Genomic DNA, 21,732 nt, shown 5'->3' with positions numbered 1-21,732 from the left:
GTATAATATGTAAGAAAAGGTACTTTCGTACCGTTAAATATAGCATATTGTGGATAAGAGTGTCAAGAAAATGAAGGAAGGAGTTTTCACAGAGATGACGCTGATGCAAAAACGTATTATTATTTTACTGGTAATTGTGATTGCCGCTGTAATTTTGGGACGGCTCGCTGTAAGAGCTTTTATGAATCTCTTACTCGGAGGAACCATGTTCGGGGGCAATTTTTTATGAGTGGAGAAAAGAAAATAAAGAAGAAAGGCAGAGTTATGTGGGGATTTATCTATACTTTTGCATTTATCCTCGCTTTTGGCGGGTCGGTCCTATTTAAGATGAACTATCATCCATTTGGCAAAGAATTTTCCGTTGATTGGAACGATTCGGTTGGCACGGTACATACCGATATTTCTTATGGCAGCGGCGAAGCAAACAAATTTGACCTTTATGTTCCAGCCGATGATTCTAGAAGCAGTTATGGCCTGATCGTATATCTCCATCCCGGCGGTTTTACAAGCGGAGATAAATCAGGCGATGCCGAGATCCTGACATGGCTCTGTTCGAAGGGGTATGTGACCGCGGGTATTAATTATACCCTGTTTAGTGAGAAGAATCCCGACGCAAACGTGTATACGCAGTCCGTGGAAATCAAAGAGAGTATGGAATATGTGGTTGCGGAGGCGGAGAAGCTTGGTTATCCTATCGGCGAAATGGCAATCGGAGGCGGCTCTGCCGGTCATGCTCTGGCAATGATATACGCCTACCGCGATGCAGAGGAATCTCCGGTACCAGTCAAAATGACATTCGGAGCAGTCGGACCTTCCTGCTTTTATGTGGAAGATTGGATTAATATGGGGGCCGATCCGAATAAACCTGTCTCCTTTGATCCCAATGGGGATTATCAGGGGGTTGCCGATTTGTTTTCCGCAATGTCTGGAAATAAAATAACAAATGATATGTTTAAAACCGGGGAATATATAGAGCTGGTGAAAAATATTTCCGCTGAAATGTGGATAGATGAAAACTCAGTACCTACTGTTGTGGCATATGGTTCATGGGATAAGGTACAAGCATTTGGGGCTTCTCTCAAATTAAGACAAACCCTTGAGAACAATGGCATAGACTATCAATATTTTGAAATGAAGCATTCGGGGCACGGCTTACAAAATGACAATAAGATGTACGGGGAATATATGCGGAAGATAGTGGAATATCTGGATACTTATATGCCTGTAAAATAGTGATAAAGAAACGTAAGTAAGAAAGATACCGGAACTCAAAAAGGGAAGCCTCTTTTGGGTTTTGGTATCTTCTTTATTTTATAGGAAATTCTTTGTTGTCTTGACAAATGCAGAAAATAGGAATAAGATAGTATCATATGAAACAGTATCATATAAAACAGTACCATATAAAACAATTAGAATGATTTTTAAAAGCTATTTGCAGGAAGGATTGAGAAGGGAGAAAGATTTGATGACAGATACAGAGAAAAACCAGCAGGATAAGAGAAAGAACAAGATGATGACGGAGCCCATCTCCAAAGTGATTCCTAAGATGGCGATCCCAACAATTGTTGCATTTCTCATCACATCGATTTATAATTTAGCCGATACATACTTTGTCAGCTCGTTGGGTACGAACGCTACGGCGGCAGTCAGCGTCAACGCTTCGCTGGATCAGATCATTATGATGGCGGGTTCTATGTTGGCGGTAGGTGCAAATAGCTATATCGCCCGTTTGTTGGGGGCAAGGGAAGAGCAGAAAGCGAGCCGGGTGTTATCCACGGCCTTTTTCCTGGCCATTGCTTTCGGAGCGGTGGTGATGGTTTTAGGCCTGACCTGCATGCAGCCCATGGTGCGGCTGCTGGGAGCTACCGATACCTGCGAACAGTATTCCATCCAGTACGCGACGTATGTGGTGCTGGTAGCGCCTTTTATGGCGGCCAGTTTTGTTATGAACCAATGTCTGCGGGCCGAGGGAAGCGCTGTTTTGTCCATGATTGGCATGGGATTTGGCGGGATTTTGAATTGTATCTTGGATCCGATTTTTATCTTTGGTCTGGATTTGGGCGTAGCGGGCGCGTCCATGGCGACGGCTATCTCCAAGTTGGTTAGCTTTGCTATTTTGATTTTTCCGTATTTGGCCCGCCGCAGTATTTTGCGGATCTCCCTTTCCCGTTTTCAGGCGAACCGGGAAAATTTGTATCAGATTGTCAGCGTCGGCTCTTCTTCCATGTTCCGCTCTGGGCTAGGGGTTGTGTCCGGTATTGTACTAAATAATATTGCAGGCAATATTTCTGACGCTGTGCTGGCGGGTATTGGGATTTCCAATAAAATTATGATGTTTCCATTTGGATTTATCCTGGGATTTGGTTCAGGCTTCCAGCCGGTGGCCGGATTTAACTGGGGAGCCAAGCGGTATGACCGCGTGATGGAAAGCTATCGTTTTTCTTCACGGCTGGCGCTGATCGGCGCGGCTGCGATGGGACTGGCATTGGGGATTTTTGCTCGTCCGGTGATTTACCTTTTTTCTGAGACCGATCCGGCGGTACAGAGTATCGGGGCGCTTTGCATCCGACTTCAATGTCTGGCACTTCCGGTGCATGGATGGGTAGCCGTTGTCAATATGTTTTGTGCGGGGCTTGGCGATGTGAAAGGAGCACTTTTGCTTTCGACCGCCCGCCAGGGAAGCTGCTTTTTGCCAATCGTGCTGCCGATGGCCTGGCTTTGGGGAGAAATGGGCGTAGCTTCAGTGCAGGCGGTGGCAGATGTCTTAAGCCTGTTTTTGGCTGTCCCGATTATCCGCCGCGTGATGCGGATGGTTCGTCAAAAAATGGAAGAATATGAGAGGGAAGGACATCCTTCCCTGGAACATGGAATAAGAGGTGAATGTCATGGCTGATCCGGTATTATCCAGTTTGTTACGGATTAACAAACAGAGAATGAAGCAAATGAAAAGAGCGTTGGCTCCTTACGGCTACGTGGGAGTCATGCATTTGATTGTCCTCCATGTCCGGCGAAATCCAGGGGTAAGTCAAGAAGAGATCGCATGCTTTTTTTCCTTGGATAAAACCAGCGTGGCCAGGGATGCCAGACGTCTGGAAGAGATGGGACATATCTGCCGGAAGACCACTCCGGAGGACCGCCGGCAGTATCAGCTGTATTTGACGGAAGCCGGCCAGGCGTTTCTTCCGGTTTTAGACCAAGTTCATGACGCGTTTGCGAAGAAGATGTCCGAGGGGATTGCTGCCGAGGACTGGGAAACGTTAAGGCGGCTTTTACAGCGGGTGGAGGAGAATTGTTTTTTAGATTAAAGCGGAGAACAAGCATGTTTGATATGCTTGTTCTCAGACTGTAGACAAAGCGAAATTCTTTCTTAGATAAACGGTGCGAAGAAAGGCGCCAGAATCACGGTGAGAAAGCCGGATACGACGATGGATAAACTGCTCATGGCGCCTTCTATTTTGCCTATTTCCATGGCTTTTGCGGTACCGATTGCGTGGGAAGCAGTGCCAATGGCAATTCCTTTTGCAATCGGATTCTGGATCTTTCCTATCCGGCAGACAAGGGGCGCGAGTATATTGCCAAGAACGCCGGTAATAATGATGATAGCTACCGTTAAGGTGACATAGCCGTTTAATTCCTGAGAGACTCCCATGCCGATCGCTGTGGTAATAGACTTTGGCAGTAAGGTCACATATTCTTTGTGAGATAAATGAAAGAATCGGCTCATGACAAAGATCGAGCACAGGGAAGTAAGCACCCCGGAAAGAATGCCGGCAAGAATCGCTTTCCAATTCCCTTTTAGGAGTTCCAGTTTTTCGTAAAGCGGGACGGCGAGGCATACTGTTGCAGGAGTGAGAAAATAGCTGAGATACTTGGCGCCTGAATAGTAAACGTCATAGTCAATATGAGATACGAGCAGGATCAGGATGATGATAGCGATGGACAGCATCAGCGGATTAAAGAGAGCCAGTTTGAATTTTTGGTGCATGAGGCATCCCAATCCGTAAGCGAATATACTGAGCACTACTCCAAAAAATATGGATTCTTCAAAAAATTCCATCATAAATTCCCCTCCTTTTTTCCATGGCGAATCGTAAACTGGGTAATATGTCCAGAAACGATCATCACAAAAAATGTGGATAGAACAGTGATAAAAATGTAGGCAAGCAGGTTGGACTGGATAATTCCCCAGGATGTGATCAGCCCGACGGCTGCCGGAATAAACATCAGCGGCATAATTTCAATCAGAAAATATGCCGTTTCTTTCACCGCTTCTATAGGAAACAGCCCAAAATGCAGACATAGAAATAGAAGGATAAGTCCGTAGATACTGGCCGGAATGGGAAACGGAAGAACATAGTTGAAAACTTCTCCCAGGAAAGAAATGATAAGGATGATTCCAAATTGTTTTAGGTATTTCATAGCTGCCGCCCCTTTTGTGATTCGTACCATCCATTATAGCGATCGTCCTATGGCTTGTCAAACTAGAAAAAATGCGGAGAACCACGGAATACTGCGTTTCTCATGGTTCCCCACATGCTAAAAGGGGAGGATAAGTATTTATTTTTTTCTTTGGTCTGATTATAGTATTACCTCTATTTTTTCCTTTATACACAAACATAAAATTTTTTTTGACGATTTTCTTACGATTTTTTTCCTTTATTGAATCGTCTTAGGTTCCCATGTTACAATGACCGCCAGAAGACTTGGTGATTGAAACAGATGAACGTAAAAAATGCCAAAATTATTCTGCTATGAGGCGCGTATGCTCTTGTCAACGGAAGGTAGAAAGGGACGATGGATATGGAACGAGAAAAACAGGAAGAAGAATTTACCTTTGATCCCAATTGGAAGTGGAAGCCGGATTTGGATTTTGATACAGAACGGGGCGATGAAAGAGAAGAGGAACCAGAATGGAAGGAAACGCGAAAATGGAAGGACTACGATGATTGGGAGGAGGATGATTGGGAAGATTCTCCGGTCAGCCCAAAAGTAAAAGAGGTGATAACTTCGGCGCTTCGGTTCGGGACAGCGCTTTTGTTGGTTCTTATTACCTGTAGATTTGCGGTGGCCTACTGGCTCGGCTATTCGGAAATGGGGACGATCGGCAATCTGGTGGAAAGCCGAAATTGGGGATTGGCGTTTTATATGGCGGCGGCTTGCTCGTTGATTCTTTTTAGCCTGATCTCTACGTTTTGGGCAATGTCGCAAAAGAAACGAAGAAATCGCCGTTATGATACGGGGAGAGGGTTGTTTGCTTTTCTATGCATCGGTATCTTATGTCTGGGCGCGGGCCTTGCCTCTATGATTCCCGATGGCGGTGACATCATAAATGCCGGAAAAAGTTTTCTGTTTACGATCTCAGACTGCTATGGGACGATCCTTCCCCTGTGCGGAGGTGGAATCCTATGTTGCCTAGTGCGAAAATTTCTATAAAGGCCGACTCTTGGCATTTCACTTTTTTCGTGATACACTAATAAATAGATGTTAGGGTCAAAAGGGAGTGGATGAAATGTCTAAAGAGAAAGGGGATTTTTCAAAGGGCAGTGTTCCGAAGACGATTGTGCGTCTGGCGGTTCCTTTGATGGTTGCGCAGATTATCAATGTTTTGTACAGTATTGTAGACCGCATTTACATTGGCCATATGGAAGGAGTAGGAAAGCTGGCTTTGACCGGCGTAGGGGTAGCGTTTCCGGTTATTACGATGATTACGGCGTTTACCAACCTATGCGGCATGGGAGGGGCTCCGCTTTTTTCGATGGAACGAGGGCGTGGAAATGACGATAAGGCGCGTTTGATTTTGGGAAATGCTTGTACGATGCTCCTCTTTTTGTCTGCTGTCTTAATGGCTTTTTGCTTTCTCTTTAAGCGTCCGATTTTGCATCTATTTGGAGCCAGCACGGATACCTTTTCCTATGCGGACGATTATCTGACGGTTTACCTGCTGGGGACGTTTTTTTCTATGCTGGCCACGGGGCTGAATCCATTTATCAATGGCCAGGGTTTTGCCACTACTGGTATGGTAACGGTGTTGATCGGTGCGATAACCAATATTATTTTGGATCCGATTCTCATTTTTGGATTTGGGATGGGCGTTCGCGGAGCGGCTCTTGCGACGATTCTGTCGCAATTTATTTCCGCGGTATGGGTAATCTATTTCCTGACTGGAAAAAGAGCGTCGATCCGTCTGGAACGTCGGTATCTCGTTCCATCTGGAAAGATCATAAAGTCCATTCTTGGTTTGGGCCTGTCCCCGTTTATCATGTCGATGACCAACAGTGTGGTTCAGATTATGTATAATTCCTCTCTGCAAATGTACGGCGGGGACGTATATGTGGCGGTTATGACGGTGATTATCTCGATCCGGGAAGTCATTGTCATGGCTCTTCACGGCATGACTTACGGGGCGCAGCCGGTGATTGCCTACAATTATGGCGCTAAGTTGTATGATCGGACGAGAGCGGGTATTCGATTTTTAGGTTGTTTTTGTATCGCTTATACCTGTGTAGTTTGGCTGATTTTGTTGGCGATTCCTGGTCCGATTGTGCTTCTGTTTAATAATGACCCGGAGTTGATTACGGTCGGAACAAGTTCTGTTCGCTTGTTCTTTTCCATGCAGCTTTTTATGGCGCTGCAGACGACCGGGCAGAATACATTTTTATCCCTTGGCATGGCAAAGCCGGCTTCCTTCTTTTCTCTGTTTCGAAAAGTGATTCTTGTGATGCCCCTGATTTTGATTTTGCCTAGGATAGGATTGGGAACGGCAGGGATTTTTCTGGCGGAGCCAATCTCTGATGTGATCGGGGGAACCGCTTGCTTTACGACGATGATGTTGACAGTCTGGCCGAAACTAAAAGATAAGAAGGAGATAACGTGAAAAAATAACTCCGTGGGAAACTTCGGTTCCCACGGAGACAAAAATCAATATTCCTCTTCACATCCGCTGCATCCATCGCCGCAGCTGCATTCAAAATCTCCATCGCCGCAGCATCCCCCTTGGCTTTTACAGCTGGAAAAACGTTTGGCGGCCAGTTGATTTTTTAAGAATTCGTCTACTTTCTCATCGGCTTTTCCCAGTACGCCCCACTGAAATAAGATTCCTTTTTTATCAAGAAGAGCAATCGTGCTTCCGGCTACCGCGCCGCACAGCAGCATTCGCACGTTGGCGGCCGCCAGAAAATCAATCAAAAGATCGGCGCCGGATCCCCCGGCTGGTAAGATCAGTTCTTTTACGATCTGATCCTCTTTGGTATCGTAAAGTTTGAACGTGGTCGCCTGTTCAAAAGCGGGAACCACCATACCATTTTCATAAGGAACCGCAATTCTCATAAGACTATCCTCCAAAATCTGTTTCATTTCTTTGAGTATAGATGAAATTCTTCAGATTGGCAAGGGGCAGTTCTTTCTTTTGATAAGAGACTGCTCTAAAACGGTTCCGATACCTCCATATGAAATGCTATAAAATATCCTTGCACAAATTTTATTTATTGAGTATACTATTGGTAAGAAAGTAAGAATTTATAACTTTCAAATCTATCTCAAAGGAGATACCGCTATGTTAGCTGAATTACGCCAAAAAGCTCAAATTACTATCCCAAAAGAAATCATTGTCAAACTTGGTCTATCAGAAGGCGATACCTTAGATATTTTTGAAAAGGATGGAGTAATCTGCATTATGCCTGTGGTTGTCTACCCTAAAAAATACCTGAATGAACTCCGAGATGAAATTGATGAAGTAAAATCCAAAATAGCATCCGGGGAACAACCTGTCTTTGACAGTGTAGATGCCCTGTTTGACAAATTGGAGGCGGAATAATGGCATATGAATTTACCTTTACATCACGTTTCCAAAAACATTTTAGGAAATTGACTGCGCAGGAAAAAAATCAACTGAAAATAAAACTGAGACTTTTAGCCGAAAATCCTTCCCATCCCGATATATTAAAGCAGCTCTAATACTTCTCCAATATCCCCATCCATACAAATAGCCTGTCGCTCAATCTCCTTCGGACAAACCGCTTCCCCATAATTCACACAAGCATATACTGCCTTCGGATTCGCTGCCGTCATCTGCCAGAACGGGTATTTGATGATGCCTGGCGTATTGCCGCCAACCCCTAATTCCAGATATAATATGTTCCCTCCTTTATGGCGGCGTATAAAATCTTGATACCTGCTTGCCGCGATGTGCCAACCCCTATCTTCAACAAAGGTATTGTCCGCTCGCAAATTCATGGACATGGGCGCTCCGCAAATAGGGCAGTAAGGGACTAACTCGGACGGAATGGACATGTTCTCCTGCTGTGCAACCATTTTTTTAACAACGGCTTCGTTATCGTAAGTTTTATTGTGGCAAGGCTTGGAACATTGCCATAATCCATAATCCCCCTGTGTGTAGAAAAGCCGGTGTTTATCAAAACCGGCCTTTTGGAAACAGTGATCCACATTCGTTGTCAGCACGAAATAATCTTTGTCTTTCATCAGGTCGTACAGTTTATGATAGACTGGTTTCGGAGCATCCATATACCGGTTGATATAAATATACCGGCTCCAGTACGCCCAGTGTTCTTCTAGGGTCTTGTATGGGTAGAAGCCTGCGGAATACATATCCCGAAAGCCATACGTTTCGATAAAGTCCGGAAAGTTATCTTCAAAGCGTTTCCCGGAATACGTGAATCCGGCGGAAGCGGACAGCCCGGCGCCTGCGCCGATCAAAATAGCGTCGGCATTCTGGATTGCCATCTTCAATTTCTCAATTTTATCCCAATAACTGCTTGTAGATTTCATAGTCGTAGTCTTTGAAAACATTGAAAACCACCTCGATCCCATTTTGCTGTTTCTTTTGGTAATCCTGTACGGTTTGGACGGCTATTTCCGCGGCTTTTTCATTTGGAAAATGAAACTCTCCCGTAGAAATACAGCAAAAGGCAATACTTTTCAACTGATATTCTGCGGCAAGCTCCAGGCAGGAACGGTAACAGTCGGATAACAGGGCGCAATCCCTCTCGGTAACTTTCCCATGGATGATAGGGCCGACCGTGTGAAGAATATAGCGGGAGGGAAGATGATAGGCGCTCGTGATTTTGGCTCTTCCCGTGGGTTCTTCTGCTTTCTGCCTTTCCATGATACGGGCGCATTCCAGACGAAGTTCCACACCTGCGGCGGAGTGAATCGCGTTGTCAATGCACCCATGGCAAGGGACGAAGCAGCCTAACATAGCGCTGTTAGCCGCGTTAACGATGGCGTCTACGGACAAACGGGTAATATCCCCCTGCCATAAGTAAAGTCCCGGCCGCGGCGATGAAAGATCAGATAGGGAAACAACGCCTTTTTTTGTCCGTTCTTCTTGCAAATAGGCGCCCTGTACTTCTAAAAACTCCTTGGAAACTGCTTTCGGCGGGCGTATATTCATAAGGGAACGCAACAAACGTTTTCTCTCGCTGTCCTCCGCAGGAATCTCGATGGATTTTAACTTGGGATTTTCATCGATTAGATAATGGATGAGATAAATAAGCCTTTCTGTCTGTGTCATATGTCCTTCTTTCTATCGTTTGCAAGCGGTGGATTTTCTTTGAAAGAAGTCCTCTGCCTTTAGGGGGCAGAAGACTTCTTTTGAAGGTAATCTGACCGGCTTATTCCGCGACGACGGAAATTCTCTGTTGAATGTGGCTGCCGTTTAATGCTTCATCAACCATAGCGACCGCATAGTCTGCATAGCTGATTACGCTTTCTCCCTTTGCGTTTAATGTCAGTTCCTCGCCGCCTAAAATGTATTTTCCAGTCTTCATTCCGTCTGCCTGAAAATCTCCGGCGGGGCTGATATAGGTCCATTTTACATCTGTTCTGGTGCGGAGTTCATCGAGGGATTTGCCCATGTTGGAAGCAAGCGGCTTAAACATTTCCGGGAAGTCTGCTCCGTCCATGACCTGCGCAGTATGTTCCGGATTTACATATAAGCTGCCTGCGCCCCCGACAACAAGAAGCCTTATTTCTTTGCCGCTTACAAGGTCGCAAAGATGCTTCAAAGAAGTGCTGTGCTGCGGGAGGGTTTCCATTGTCCATGCTCCGAAGGCGTCAATGACAACATCAAAACCCTCCAAATCGGCGGCGGTCAAATCAAACAGATCTTTTTTAATGACGCTTGTTGCCGCCGACTGATTTTCCCCGCGCACAACGGCTGTAACGTCGGCGCCTCTTTCCATTGCTTCCTGAACGATCCGCTTTCCCTCTTTTCCATTTGCACAAATAACAGCAATTTTCATCATTTTGTCCTCCTAAATTTTATATTGGTTTTTACTTGCTTTTTTCTCTTGCAAGATTATAATATATCCGTAGGGAGAAAACGTAAAGTAAGCACTTTATTGTGCTATAGTTACCAAAAGGAAACGATTGCGGAAAATGGGGGATTTTTATGGAAAAAAATTTACCAGCCTGTCCGGTGGAGACTACTTTAATGCTGATCAGCGACCGTTGGAAAGTGTTGATTATTCGTGATTTGTTGGAAGGGACGAAACGATTTGGCGAATTAAAAAAATCCGTTGGGAATGTATCTCAGAAGGTTTTAACGGCAAATTTGCGTTCCATGGAAGACAGCGGCTTACTGACCCGAAAAGTATATCCAGAAGTGCCGCCGCGGGTAGAATACACGTTAACCGAAACAGGATATAGCCTAAAACCGATTTTAGACGCTATGGTAGCGTGGGGGACAGAATATAAACAAAAAAACGGTTAAAAATATAAACATTCTGGGGAGGCCTGCGGCCCTGTAACGCAGCTGGCCTCCCCTTCTCATTTATCCTCTCTGCTTGGTCTCAAACAGCATGATTTGGTGACGGACCCGATGGGCCATATCCGGAGAAACCTGTTCGAACAGGTCTAATTGACGAGTCTGAATTTCTTTATTACACTGGGCAAGTTCATAGCCGATGGCATCCGCCATGCGGTTTTTTTCATCCTCGCTCATACATTCATAGCGCTCTTTCGGCTGGCAGAAATCGTCGGTTTTGGAAATCGGAGACCGTGTGACCGCTCCGGCATAATGCATTCCCGGTGTGCAGGGCGAGGGCGATTCCAACGGCAGATTGCCGGCGAGGCTGTTGGGCTTATAATTGATGGAGCTGCTGGAATAAAAATACGCCATTGAACCGTCCTGCTGGTCGTTGTGGACGGGTACAGCCGGGCGATTGACCGGGAGTTGCTGAAAGTTTACGCCGAGCCGATAACGCTGCGCGTCCAGATAGGCAAAACTGCGCCCCTGAAGCATTTTATCTGCGGAAAATTCGATTCCTGGCACCAAATTTCCCGGCGCGAAGGCCGCCTGTTCGATCTGCGCAAAATAATTTTCCGGCATCTGATTTAACACTAGCACGCCGACTTTTTTTAGAGGAAATCGGTCCTTGGGCCAAAGTTTTGTGTCGTCCAGCGGATCAAAGGGAAGGGAATCGGCTTCTTTCGGGTCCATAAGCTGGACACAAAATTCATATTTCAGCGGTTTGCCTTCCGAGAGAGACTGGTAGAGAGACCGGGTAGCTATGTCTGGGTCCAGTCCCGCCAGCCGGACGCCTTCTTTGCGGTCAATGACATCCATATCTTCCCCACACAGAAAATGATATTTGACATAACACCGTTTGCCTTGCGCATTGACCCAAATAAATGTATTGACGCCGAACCCGTCCATCTTCCGATAATCTTTGACAATACCCCGGTCACTGTAGAGCCACGTAATCGAATGGAGGCTTTCCGGAGAAAGGGAAAAGAAATCCCAGGCACGTTCCGGATCCGGGAGATTGGTCCGTGGGGACGGTTTTTGAGAATGAATAAAATCAGGAAATTTCATGGCGTCGCGGATGAAAAAGACCGGAAGGTTTAGGCCCACGACATCATAGTTTCCTTCCGATGTATAAAATTTGACGGCAAAACCGCGAGGGTCACGGGCAGTATCAGCGGAACCAGTGGAACCGATAACAGTAGAAAAACGTACGAGAATTTTTGTTCTGCGGGAGGGATCTTGTAAAAACGCCGCGCAGGTATAGGGGGCCATGGATTCATAAGGCTGAAAATAGCCGAAGGCTCCGGCTCCTTTGGCATGGACGACCCGCTCTGGGATACGTTCCCGATTGAAATGGGCTAATTTTTCAATCAGTTGGACGTCTTGAAGCAAAACGGGACCATCCTGTCCGATGGTTTCGGAATTCGCGGTATCATAAATAGGAGCGCCGTTGCCAGCGGTGAGCATTTCACCCGGTTCTGGGCGGGATGCTGTGTGGTTTTCTGGAAGGGACTGCTGTCTTTGCCTCATCGGCTGCTGCCGGCGGGGTGGATTTGGCTGAAAGCCACGGGAGTTTGGTGGAAATCTTCTATTATTAATCATGATTAATCCTTACGGGCAGGTGATTTCTCTATAGAATATGCGAAAAAAACAGAGGGGTTCCCGGAGGATTACCAGTGATTTCTTAGGAGCGAGAGTGGACATATATTGTTTTTTGGGATAAAAAGTGATAATATAATGATATCAGAGTACAAAGTACAAAAATTCGATGCAAGCTTGCTTGCAAGAGGATTGCGAGAGCATAAAATGCAGAGCAATCCGGTATCAGAGGAAGCAGGAGGAATAAAATCATGATTTCGGAGAAGATGAAGCCGCTTGTAGCAAACAATTCCGCCATTCGCGCGATGTTTGAAGAGGGGGCAAAGCAAAAAGCGATCTATGGGGAGGATCAGGTATTTGATTTTAGCCTGGGAAACCCCAATGTACCAGCCCCGAAAGAAGTAAAACAAGCGATTATTGATATTTTAAATGAGGAAGACCCGGTTGTCGTACACGGTTATATGAACAATGCAGGATTTCCCGAAGTGCGTAAGGCGATTGCCGATTCCTTGAACCGTCGCTTTGATACGCATTTCCACGAGGGGAATATCCTGATGACAGTCGGAGCTGCCAGCGGTTTGAATGTCATCTTAAAAACCCTGCTCAATCCAGGCGACGAAGTCATTACTTTTGCTCCCTATTTCGTAGAATATGGCGCTTATGTGGGAAATTACGATGGAAAACTAGTGGTGGTTTCCCCCGATACGGCCACGTTTCAACCAAATTTGGCAGAGTTGGAAGAGAAGATTACGCCGAAGACAAAGGCGGTCATCATCAATACGCCTCATAACCCCACCGGTGTGATTTATTCGGAAGAAACCCTGAAAAAGCTGGCGGCGATTTTAGAGAAAAAGCAAAAAGAGTATGGGAGTGTGATTTTCCTGATCTCAGACGAACCGTATCGGGAGTTGGCATACGATGGCGCGGTAGTGCCTTATGTGACCAAGTATTATGCCAATACGATTGTGGGCTATTCCTTTAGCAAATCTCTATCGCTTCCGGGAGAGCGGATCGGCTATCTGGTCATTCCGGATGAACTGGACGATGCGGAAAATGTATTCCAGGCGGCGTCCATCGCGACTCGTGTCAGTGGTTCGGTCAACGCCCCGTCTCTGATGCAGTTGGTGATCGCCCGCTGTATCGACGCGTCGGTGGACGTGGAATATTATGACCGAAACCGGAACGCTCTTTACAATGGCCTGACGGAATGTGGCTTTGTCTGCACCAAGCCCCAGGGAGCTTTTTACCTGTTTGTGAAATCACCATTTCCCGACGAAGCTAAGTTCTGCGAGTTGGCGAAAAAGCACCACATTTTGATGGTGCCGGGAAGTTCATTTGCTTGTCCTGGTTATGTGCGTTTGGCTTATTGTGTGTCCTATGAAACGATTGAAAGATCCTTGCCCGCTTTCCGCGAACTGGCGAAGGAGTGTTTTTAGGAGAACGAAGGATGAAAAAGAAACAGTGGCTTTTGATCGGCATCGTATGGGCGATTGCCCTACTTCTTAATGTAGCAGCGCGGTCTGTCAATGGGTTTGCCGAGTGGTATGCCACTGGGGTTTATCCTTTTTGGGTAAATACCGTGGGGAGGCTTTTGTCTCCCCTTCCTTTTTCTATCGTGGAATTCCTGCTCTATGGTTCCATTCTTTTCGTTCTTTTTGTTTTCCTACGTGGAATATTTTTGGTGGCAAAGGGGAGAACGCGCCTTTTATCAGCCGTTCACGGGGCGGCCAGAAGAGTCGCTTTGACTGGCGGCATCCTTTTACTGGTGTTTACTTTGGGCGGAGGAATCAATTATCAAAGAAAGACCTTTGGCGAACTGGCCGGATTTTTGATAGAAAAATCCTCGGTGGAGGAGCTAAAGGCGCTTTGCGAAGAATTGGTGGAGGCAGTAAATCGGGATGCAAGACATGTTTCGCGGAACGACGAGGGGATTTGTATCGTAGGGAGCGGACTGCGAGGGGAAGCCGTAGAAGCAATGATGCGTTTGGGAGAACAGTACTCTTTTTTGGATGGTTATTATCCAAAGCCAAAGCCGATTGCGATCTCCGATATTTTATCTTATCAGAAAGTGACCGGCATTTATTCCCCCTTTACTTTGGAGGCAAACTATAACCGAGATATTCCAGGGTATAATCTGCCCCATACCCTGTGCCATGAATTATCCCACTTAAAAGGTTTTATGAGGGAAGATGAGGCCAATTTCATTTCCTATTTGGCCTGTATCGGGTCGGACGTGCCGGAATTCGTCTACAGTGGCAATCTGACGGCGTTCGTCTATGCCGGAAATGCGCTGGCCGGAGCAGACGCCGACGCTTACTGGGAGATTCGTTCCCAATTGGCAGAGGAAGCAGAAATGGATTTGGCCTATAACAACTGGTTTTGGCAGCAATTTGAAGGCCCGGTAGCGGAAGCCGCCACCCAGATGAACAATACCTATCTAAAGGCGAACAGTCAAAGCGACGGCACGAAAAGCTATGGCCGGATGGTGGATTTGCTGTTGGCTTACCGGCGGAGCAACCAGCCGTAAATCAAGGATGCCTTTCATTGACGGGAGTACAACTTTTACAGGAGACTCCAAAGCCAAGAAAAGGGCATGACAAGGATCATAGCCGGGAGCATATTTGCCAGAGATACATCCAGCAGTTTAAAAATCTTAAAACCGGTGATCAGCATCAGCGCGCCGCCGCAGGCGGAAAAGTCGCCGATCATCTCCGGCGTAGTCAGCGGGTAGATAAACTGAGCACTGAAGAAAAGAATCAGCATGATAGCCGCTTGAGGAATCGCGACTGCTGCGATGGGAAGGCCGAGCCGGGTGGCGAAAATAAGAGCGGTAAAAAAGTCCAGTACGGCTTTGGCAATCAGGATCGAATGATCCCCGGTCATACCGGATTGAATGGAGCCATAGATACCAGTTCCGCTGGCGCAAAAGAGCACAATCATCGTGACAAATTCTGAGAGAAATTCGTCTTCCGTCATGGCGCCGTCTTTTTTTGTGAAAAGTTTTTCCGCCGGCTTCCTTAAAAGGGAGGCAAAATGCGTGATCTTCTCATCCAGATAGACCAATTGGCCGATGATGGTTCCCAGGATGATAGCTAGAATCACCGGCTGTATGGTGCAAATTTTATTGATACTGAAGATTCCCATCACAAAGGAACAGATTCCAAAGAAAACCGGCAGGTCTTTTCGAACCCGTTCTGGGATTTTCTCTCCTAAAAGCGCGCCGATAACACCGCCGATGAAAACTCCCCCACAATTGATAATAATTCCGATAGGCATAGCAAATAGTCCTTTCTCTTTTGATGAATAAAAACCGGATCAAAGGCCGGCAAAATGAAATAGGATGCCAACAACAGCCGAAAGGGCAATATAAACCACCGGGTGCCGGTTGGTTTTTTTGATAAGAACAAAGAGAAAAACAGCGAGAATTAGATGCTTCCAGCGAATCAAATCATACCAAAGACCGCTCGTTTGAAAAGCCTCTATTCCAAGCAAGGCGATGGATACGACTCCGATTCCCGCCGCGGCGATCAGGCCGGTGGAGGCGGGGCGAAGACCATAAAAAGCCGCCTCCACATAGCGGTTTCCCTTAAATTTAGATAGAATTTTACTGATCAAAATAATGATAAGAATCGAAGGGGTGACCAATCCGACGACAGCAATGACGCCTCCGGGAATCCCCCCTAACTGATAACCAAAGTAGGTGGCGGAGTTGATTCCGATGGGGCCTGGCGTCGACTCGGAGATGGCGATCATATTGGCAATGTCGCCGCGGGTAATGAGGCCGGTGCGGTCGGCAAAATCCTGTAAAAAAGGTAGAGTGGCCAGGCCGCCGCCGATGGCAAAAAGACCAATTTTAAAAAACTCATAGAACAGCTGCAGGTAGATCAACATGTCTGTTTTCCTCCCAAACTCTTCAGGATAACGCCTATGACGCCAGCTCCGATGACAAAGAGCACCGGCGACAGGTTGGTGAAGACCGAAAGCAGGGCCACCGCAGCGAAAATCAGCGCGGTTGGTATGTCAATGACGGATTTTTTCCTTAATTTTAATACCGCATTTAAAACCAGCACGCAAACGCATACTTGAATTCCGGAAAAAGCATTCTGGACAAGGGCCAGATCGGAAAAATTGCTGATGAAAGCGGCAATGATGGTGATGATGACGAGAGAAGGAAAAACAACGCCGTAAGTAGCAAAGAGGGCGCCGAGCAGTTTCTTCTTTTTATAGCCAACAAAGGTTGCGACATTGACAGCGATGATGCCAGGGGTACATTGGCCAATGGCATAGTAGTCCATCAATTCTTCCTCTGTCGCCCAACCGTATTTTTCCACAATTTCTTTTTGCAGCATAGGAAGCATCGCATAGCCTCCGCCAAACGTCAGCCCTCCGATGCGGGCGAAAGTGAAAAATAAGATCCACAGTTCTTTCATAAGATAAGTTCTCCTGATAATTTGCCAAAAAACAATATAAGTATAGCATAAAATAAGAAAAAATCCAATTACTGATTTTCTCTTCTATTGACAAGCAATATATGTCTTGGATAAAGAAAAAAATTACAAAAAAGTGGTGAAAAAGGATTTGATTTTCAGTTCTATTATGATATACTAACAAAATAGAGAGGCATATGAAAAATCCGCTTTAAGAATAAGCCTTTAGCAACGAAGTTTTGAAAGGAGAAAACGATGGGAAAGAGAAAAGCGAGAAAGTGCTTGGCTCTGATGCTTGCAGCAACCATGGTATTGTCGATGAGCATGACGGTATTTGCGTCACCGGATTCAGACGGTACAGCGGCGGGCTGCACGCAGAGTGAAGGCTGTCTGGCAGAAATTCATGAACCAGAATGCCCGGAGAACGCAGAGCTGACGGAAGAGAGCAGCGCTGCGGATGCAGCTGAAGTGGAAACGTGGGAGCCTACGGGTGAAGACCTGGTGGAAATGGCTGCCACGCCCGAAAAAGTCTGCATAGAAGGCTGCACTTTAGAACAGGGACATGAAGGCCCGTGCGTCCCGTTGGAGACAGAGAACGCTGGCGAGCCGGAGACAACGGCAGAAGAGGAATCTGTTGTAACGATGGAGACGGAAACGCCGGTTGAATTGGTCGAAACGGAGCAGACGGATCTTGCTGCTTTGCCAGAGATCGGCATGGAGCTTCCTGCTTTATTTAGCCAAACGGAAAATCCAGTGGAAGATCCTGCCTGCCAGATCGGGGAGACTCCTTATCAGACGATTGCAGAGGCGATTTCGGCGATAGGAAATGGGACGGAAGCGATGGGGTCGATCATCGTATTATCCCGCGATGTGGAAGAAAGCATCGAGATTCCGTATGAGATGACCAGGACGAATGCGGACGGCGGTTCGGAGACGATTCAGATGAGGGTGGAGCTTGATTTGAATGGACATACCCTTACCGGCGTCAAAAATGCGAACGGCGAAATGAAAGACGTCGTCACCAACTACGGCGTTTTGACAATCCGTGATAAAGGCGAGACCACGGGTACGATCCTTGGCGGCGCGGACGATGATTCCAACAAAGCGGATCGAAAAGGAATTGCCCTGAATAATAAGTCGGGCGCCGTTTGTTATATCGAGTCCGGTACGATCAAGCGCGGCGATACGGGCTTTGGCAATTATACAGTGAAAAATGAAGGCGCTATGTATGTCATGGGCGGTACGATTACGAATAATTCTAACGTGTCTTCCCTGGTGATCAATTGCGGCGAGATGGTGATCAGCGGCGGAACCGTTCGGCAGGATCGCTTTACAGCTGTAAAAAATGAGTACAATGCCACGAGCCTTCTCATCACGGGAAGCGCTGAGGTGATTTCGGAAAATAATCAGCCGCTTCAAAACTGGTCGAAGGCCGTTATCGACGGTGGAAGCGTAAGCGGCGGAAATATTACTTCTTATAGCTGTGTATATGAGAATGTTAAGAATGTGCCGGCAGGGACAGTGGCGAATGCCACTCTGGAGATCAGAGGCGGTGAGATTGAGTGCAATCAGATCTGGGCGGCGAATTATAGGACGACAGACGGAAACATTACATATACGGAAAATCCGGACGAGAGCCTAAAGGTTCTCATTTCTGGAGGGAGGATTACAACCCATGCGGGGATTGTACGGGTAGGAATGACCGACGGCGCCGCCGCGGCATATAACGCGGGAACCGTAAGGGTGACGGGCGGATCCATTTACCGTAAAGAAGGCGGACTTGCGGCTGCGCTGACTTCCTTTGAGAAGTATATGCCCGACGGCTATGAGCTGAACGAAAATGGAACTGTTGTTATTGACCGCACGGAGAGCTCTGACGACGTGGCCGTTGTAAACGGACGGTATTATAATAAGCTGCAAAATGCGATTGATGCCGCCGGTGCAAGAGGCGAGGTTCGGTTGCTGAAACCGGTTAGCGAAGGCGTTGTTATTGGAGAAAGCCAGAATATTACTCTTGATTTAAATGGACAGACGATTTCGGTTGAAGGTAATTATGGCATCATTAACTGGGGGACGCTGACGGTTAAGGATGACAGCGAGGCGAAGAACGGAACCGTTTCCGGCATGTATGGCATGTATAGTGCAGGGACCTTGAACGTTGAAGCTGGGAATTTTGCTGGCGCTGAAAATGGCGCGGCTATCTTCAGCACAGGAACGGCGGTCATTAGCGGCGGTACTTACGAAGGCATGTATGGTATTATTTCCAATGGACCATTGACGATCGATGGCGAATCGGTTCAGATTCATGGTACGTTGGAAGGCATCCGGTTGCAGACCGTGGCTGGCTCCTTAACGATGACAGCCGGCAGCGTAAGCGATGGAGAATATGGAATTGCTATAGTTGGCGGCAGTTCGGCGAGTCTTTCTGGAACCGCGGAGATTAGTGGAACCAGTTGCGGCGTGTCAATGTTAGGCAACGATGAATCGAAAGCGACGGCGTTGACCGTTGCTGGAGAATGCTCCATTGCTGGCGGTTGGTATGCGATTGCCGGCAGCGGAAATAAGGCTTACACCGGGGAAACAACGATCGAAATTACCGGCGGAAGCATTTCTCAGACCGGCGATGCCGATGGCGTAGCAATTTTCCATCCTCAGAAGGGAACATTGACGATCTCTGGCGACGATACCGAGATCACCGGAAAGACTGGCGTTCAGATGTGCGCTGGTAATCTGGAAGTTTCCGGAGGCGTGATTCGGGCGACGGGAACCACTTCTGTCGCGGATAAGACGGATAAGAACGGTACGATTCAAGACAGCGCTGCTGTCTCTGTCGTCAATCGAAATTATCCCGGCGGCGCTCCTTCTTTGGCGATCACAGGCGGAACCTTTATCGCGGCGTCTGGGGTTGAAGCGGTACAGATCTATACATACGACGATAAGACACCGGGTGTGCAGACGGATTGGACCGAAGCGGACGCTGCTGTGGAAGCGGGCGAATTTTCTTCTTCCGTAGATGAAAACTATCTGGCGGAAAATATGAATGCCGAGTTGTACAGCCCGGAGAAGAATGCGGAAGCGCCGTACAGTTATTACACGGATATGAACGCGGCCATTCAGGACGCACAATCCGGCAATGTAATCAAAAATATGAATCCTCCAGAAAATGCGGAGGCAGCAGAGGTTACTCTGGCGGATGATGATGGAACGATATTGACAATTCAGGCGTACGTGGGAGATCAGATTTCTCTTCCGCAGCCTGCAGATCGCGAAGGATATACCTTCCAGGGATGGAGTGACGGGACCAATACGGCGACAGATATTTTGACCATATCCGGAGCCGCTCACTTGAGTGCAGTTTGGGAGGCGAACAGAGTAGATCCGACGGAGCCCAGCGAGACCGATCCGACGGAACCGGCGCCTACGGAGCCTACTCCCACCGAGCCTGCTCCTACGAATCCGGCTCCTACCGATCCGGTGCCTACGGATCCGGTTGTTCCAGCGCCTACCGAGCCAGCAGCTGATCCCGCCCCGGTAACTCCGGCGCCGGTAAGACCGAATACGAATCAGACAAATCGGCCGCAGAACAATCAGAATAATCAGGACGATGAGGACGAACCGAATCAGACTCCGGAAACGACAGCGCAAGAGACCACTGCACCGGAGACACAGCCGGCAACTCAGGAAGCGGCTGCTTCGACAGAGGATATAGAGGCGGAAAGCGTACCGTTGGCGGAAGGCGGAACGGAAGATATTACGGAAGCATCGGTTCCTCTTGCCGCTCCGGAAAGCTCTTTCAATCAAACCGCGCTGATTGTTATTTGCGCGATTGCGGCTGCAGTGGCAGCAGCAGGTTGGCTTATCTTTATTCTGGCTAAGAAACGGAAAAAAGAAGAGCGGTAATGAAAGCCCGATGAGGCAGAAAAATTGAATAGGCGACTGGTATAGTAACCTATATGGAATACGGTGCGGTTCCTTTTGGAATTGCGCCGTATTTTATTGCTTCTTGGGCTTGTCATGCTTCCAAAAAGGTGCTATAATCAAAAAGTTTTGAATGAATGGAAGATTTACGAAACAGAAAGGAGGCCTTGAATGCCGGAAGCAGCAGGGGAGGCAAGCCAGATTGCCCACTGGTTCGATAGCATTACCCCCAAATTGATTTCCTGGGGATGGAAAATTTTAGGTTTGCTCCTAATCTATTTTATCGGGAAACGTGTGATCCATATGTTGCTGCGCCTGGTGAAACGGACGATGGAGCGCAGCCATCTGGAAAAAACGATCCAGGTGATGGCGTATCATGTAGTGCAAGTGCTTCTTTATATGTTATTGATCTCCACGATGCTGAAAGTCGTCGGCTATGAGGCAGCCTCTTTTGTGGCGTTGATCGGGTCTGCCGGGCTGTCGATCGGACTTGCTTTTCAGGGCAGCCTCAGCAATTTTGCCGGAGGCGTCTTGATTCTCATTACGAAACCTTTTAAAATCGGCGATTATATTGAAGAGGATGCGAAGAAAAATTGTGGAACCGTAAAAAGTATCAGCATTTGCTATACCACGCTGGTGACTCCGGATGAAAAGACGGTGGTCATTCCAAACGGGACCCTGGCAAATACCAGCTTGACGAATTATAGCACCCAGGGGAAACGCCGGGTGGAGGTTTCGGTTGGGATTTCTTATGGGGCGGATCTAAAAAAGGCAAAGGCGGTGATGGCGGAGGCGCTTGGACAGGTCTCAGCCCGTATTCCGGATTCGCCCGTTCAGGTTTTTGTGGATCAGCTGGGCGATAGCTCCGTGCAGCTGACCGGTTGGATCTGGTCGGCGTCGGGGGATTACCTGCCGGCAAAGTGGGAAGCCACGGAAGCGATAAAATTGGCTTTGGATGAGGCCGGTATTCACATCCCATATCCGCAGATGGATGTGCATATGATTGAAGGAGAACAGTAGAAG

The 21,732-nt window shown here is 47.4% G+C and carries 22 protein-coding genes; 12 read left to right on the top strand and 10 right to left on the bottom strand.

The features are described 5' to 3' along the window. Positions 1–70: 70 nt before the first annotated feature. The 4 genes from ACCC71_RS09905 to ACCC71_RS09890 all read left to right on the top strand — a co-directional run bounded on the left by ACCC71_RS09905 (position 71) and on the right by ACCC71_RS09890 (position 3,305). Positions 71–229, top strand: coding sequence for a hypothetical protein (locus ACCC71_RS09905; RefSeq protein WP_434309467.1), 159 nt, complete (start codon positions 71–73; stop codon positions 227–229). Continuing rightward, a complete protein-coding gene (locus ACCC71_RS09900) occupies positions 226–1,233 on the top strand; it encodes an alpha/beta hydrolase (RefSeq protein ID WP_434309466.1) in 1,008 nt (335 codons plus the stop codon). The genes ACCC71_RS09905 and ACCC71_RS09900 overlap by 4 nt, the downstream gene beginning before the upstream one ends. 232 nt (positions 1,234–1,465) lie before the next feature. Beyond that, positions 1,466–2,893 (top strand): MATE family efflux transporter, encoded by a 1,428-nt coding sequence (locus tag ACCC71_RS09895; protein ID WP_434309465.1) that lies wholly within the window; start codon positions 1,466–1,468, stop codon positions 2,891–2,893. Then, positions 2,886–3,305 (top strand): MarR family winged helix-turn-helix transcriptional regulator, encoded by a 420-nt coding sequence (locus tag ACCC71_RS09890; RefSeq protein WP_434309464.1) that lies wholly within the window; start codon positions 2,886–2,888, stop codon positions 3,303–3,305. The genes ACCC71_RS09895 and ACCC71_RS09890 overlap by 8 nt, the downstream gene beginning before the upstream one ends. Before the next feature lie 62 nt (positions 3,306–3,367). Here ACCC71_RS09890 and ACCC71_RS09885 read toward each other — a convergent pair whose 3' ends face one another. Together ACCC71_RS09885 and ACCC71_RS09880 are read right to left on the bottom strand one after the other, a co-directional pair. Continuing rightward, positions 3,368–4,060: an LrgB family protein gene (locus tag ACCC71_RS09885; RefSeq protein ID WP_434309463.1), complete on the bottom strand. Its 693-nt coding sequence runs from the start codon at positions 4,058–4,060 to the stop codon at positions 3,368–3,370. Then, positions 4,057–4,419: a CidA/LrgA family protein gene (locus ACCC71_RS09880; protein WP_434311838.1), complete on the bottom strand. Its 363-nt coding sequence runs from the start codon at positions 4,417–4,419 to the stop codon at positions 4,057–4,059. The genes ACCC71_RS09885 and ACCC71_RS09880 overlap by 4 nt, the downstream gene beginning before the upstream one ends. A gap of 381 nt (positions 4,420–4,800) precedes the next feature. Between ACCC71_RS09880 and ACCC71_RS09875 the strand changes: the two genes are divergently transcribed. Both ACCC71_RS09875 and ACCC71_RS09870 read left to right on the top strand, forming a co-directional pair. Beyond that, positions 4,801–5,433 carry a hypothetical protein gene (locus ACCC71_RS09875; protein WP_434309462.1) on the top strand — a complete coding sequence of 211 codons (633 nt, stop codon included), beginning with the start codon at positions 4,801–4,803 and terminating at the stop codon, positions 5,431–5,433. A 76-nt stretch (positions 5,434–5,509) separates the two neighbouring features. Then, positions 5,510–6,874 carry an MATE family efflux transporter gene (locus ACCC71_RS09870; RefSeq protein ID WP_434309461.1) on the top strand — a complete coding sequence of 455 codons (1,365 nt, stop codon included), beginning with the start codon at positions 5,510–5,512 and terminating at the stop codon, positions 6,872–6,874. Between the two features lie 44 nt (positions 6,875–6,918). Here the strand turns inward: ACCC71_RS09870 and ACCC71_RS09865 are convergent, their stop codons facing one another. Continuing rightward, positions 6,919–7,326, bottom strand: a complete 408-nt coding sequence (locus ACCC71_RS09865; RefSeq protein ID WP_434309460.1) for a NifB/NifX family molybdenum-iron cluster-binding protein — start codon at positions 7,324–7,326, stop codon at positions 6,919–6,921. Positions 7,327–7,552: 226 nt separating this feature from the next. Here ACCC71_RS09865 and ACCC71_RS09860 point away from each other — a divergent pair, with 226 nt between their 5' ends. Beyond that, the gene (locus tag ACCC71_RS09860; protein WP_434309459.1) at positions 7,553–7,813 is read left to right on the top strand and encodes an AbrB/MazE/SpoVT family DNA-binding domain-containing protein; all 261 of its coding nucleotides are present in this window, start codon (positions 7,553–7,555) and stop codon (positions 7,811–7,813) included. A gap of 125 nt (positions 7,814–7,938) precedes the next feature. On the opposite strand, the gene ACCC71_RS09855 is transcribed toward ACCC71_RS09860, so the two are convergent. From ACCC71_RS09855 to ACCC71_RS09845, 3 genes are all read right to left on the bottom strand, one after another. Continuing rightward, entirely contained in the window at positions 7,939–8,805 is an 867-nt protein-coding gene (locus ACCC71_RS09855; RefSeq protein WP_434309458.1) for an SIR2 family NAD-dependent protein deacylase, read from the bottom strand. After that, positions 8,756–9,529, bottom strand: a complete 774-nt coding sequence (locus ACCC71_RS09850) for a protein-ADP-ribose hydrolase (RefSeq protein ID WP_434309457.1) — start codon at positions 9,527–9,529, stop codon at positions 8,756–8,758. The genes ACCC71_RS09855 and ACCC71_RS09850 overlap by 50 nt, the downstream gene beginning before the upstream one ends. A 100-nt stretch (positions 9,530–9,629) precedes the next feature. After that, positions 9,630–10,259, bottom strand: a complete 630-nt coding sequence (locus ACCC71_RS09845) for an NAD(P)-dependent oxidoreductase (protein ID WP_434311837.1) — start codon at positions 10,257–10,259, stop codon at positions 9,630–9,632. Positions 10,260–10,408: 149 nt separating this feature from the next. Here ACCC71_RS09845 and ACCC71_RS09840 point away from each other — a divergent pair, with 149 nt between their 5' ends. Beyond that, entirely contained in the window at positions 10,409–10,729 is a 321-nt protein-coding gene (locus tag ACCC71_RS09840; RefSeq protein ID WP_434309456.1) for a winged helix-turn-helix transcriptional regulator, read from the top strand. 60 nt (positions 10,730–10,789) lie between these two features. On the opposite strand, the gene ACCC71_RS09835 is transcribed toward ACCC71_RS09840, so the two are convergent. Continuing rightward, the gene (locus ACCC71_RS09835; RefSeq protein WP_434309455.1) at positions 10,790–12,367 is read right to left on the bottom strand and encodes a catalase; all 1,578 of its coding nucleotides are present in this window, start codon (positions 12,365–12,367) and stop codon (positions 10,790–10,792) included. Between the two features lie 248 nt (positions 12,368–12,615). Between ACCC71_RS09835 and ACCC71_RS09830 the strand changes: the two genes are divergently transcribed. Both ACCC71_RS09830 and ACCC71_RS09825 read left to right on the top strand, forming a co-directional pair. Then, positions 12,616–13,800 carry a pyridoxal phosphate-dependent aminotransferase gene (locus ACCC71_RS09830; protein ID WP_434309454.1) on the top strand — a complete coding sequence of 395 codons (1,185 nt, stop codon included), beginning with the start codon at positions 12,616–12,618 and terminating at the stop codon, positions 13,798–13,800. An 11-nt stretch (positions 13,801–13,811) separates the two neighbouring features. After that, the gene (locus ACCC71_RS09825; protein WP_434309453.1) at positions 13,812–14,891 is read left to right on the top strand and encodes a DUF3810 domain-containing protein; all 1,080 of its coding nucleotides are present in this window, start codon (positions 13,812–13,814) and stop codon (positions 14,889–14,891) included. A gap of 35 nt (positions 14,892–14,926) precedes the next feature. Here the strand turns inward: ACCC71_RS09825 and ACCC71_RS09820 are convergent, their stop codons facing one another. The 3 genes from ACCC71_RS09820 to ACCC71_RS09810 are packed head-to-tail and all read right to left on the bottom strand — an operon-like array spanning position 14,927 to position 16,794. Then, positions 14,927–15,640, bottom strand: a complete 714-nt coding sequence (locus ACCC71_RS09820) for a DUF554 domain-containing protein (RefSeq protein ID WP_434309452.1) — start codon at positions 15,638–15,640, stop codon at positions 14,927–14,929. A 39-nt stretch (positions 15,641–15,679) separates the two neighbouring features. Next, entirely contained in the window at positions 15,680–16,255 is a 576-nt protein-coding gene (locus tag ACCC71_RS09815) for a chromate transporter (protein ID WP_434309451.1), read from the bottom strand. Beyond that, complete coding sequence (locus ACCC71_RS09810) at positions 16,249–16,794, bottom strand: chromate transporter (RefSeq protein WP_434309450.1); 546 nt, start codon at positions 16,792–16,794, stop codon at positions 16,249–16,251. The genes ACCC71_RS09815 and ACCC71_RS09810 overlap by 7 nt, the downstream gene beginning before the upstream one ends. A gap of 252 nt (positions 16,795–17,046) precedes the next feature. On the opposite strand from ACCC71_RS09810, the gene ACCC71_RS09805 reads away from it, so the two are divergent. After that, entirely contained in the window at positions 17,047–20,691 is a 3,645-nt protein-coding gene (locus ACCC71_RS09805; RefSeq protein ID WP_434309449.1) for a hypothetical protein, read from the top strand. A gap of 189 nt (positions 20,692–20,880) precedes the next feature. Beyond that, positions 20,881–21,729 (top strand): mechanosensitive ion channel family protein, encoded by an 849-nt coding sequence (locus ACCC71_RS09800; RefSeq protein WP_434309448.1) that lies wholly within the window; start codon positions 20,881–20,883, stop codon positions 21,727–21,729. Positions 21,730–21,732: the final 3 nt, after the last annotated feature.

It is taken from the genome of Hominifimenecus sp. rT4P-3 (assembly GCF_051055405.1).
Classification (GTDB): Bacteria; Bacillota; Clostridia; order Lachnospirales; family Lachnospiraceae; genus Pseudolachnospira.
Note: the sequence above shows the minus strand (reverse complement) of the source record. Positions and strands in the feature narration are given on the sequence as shown.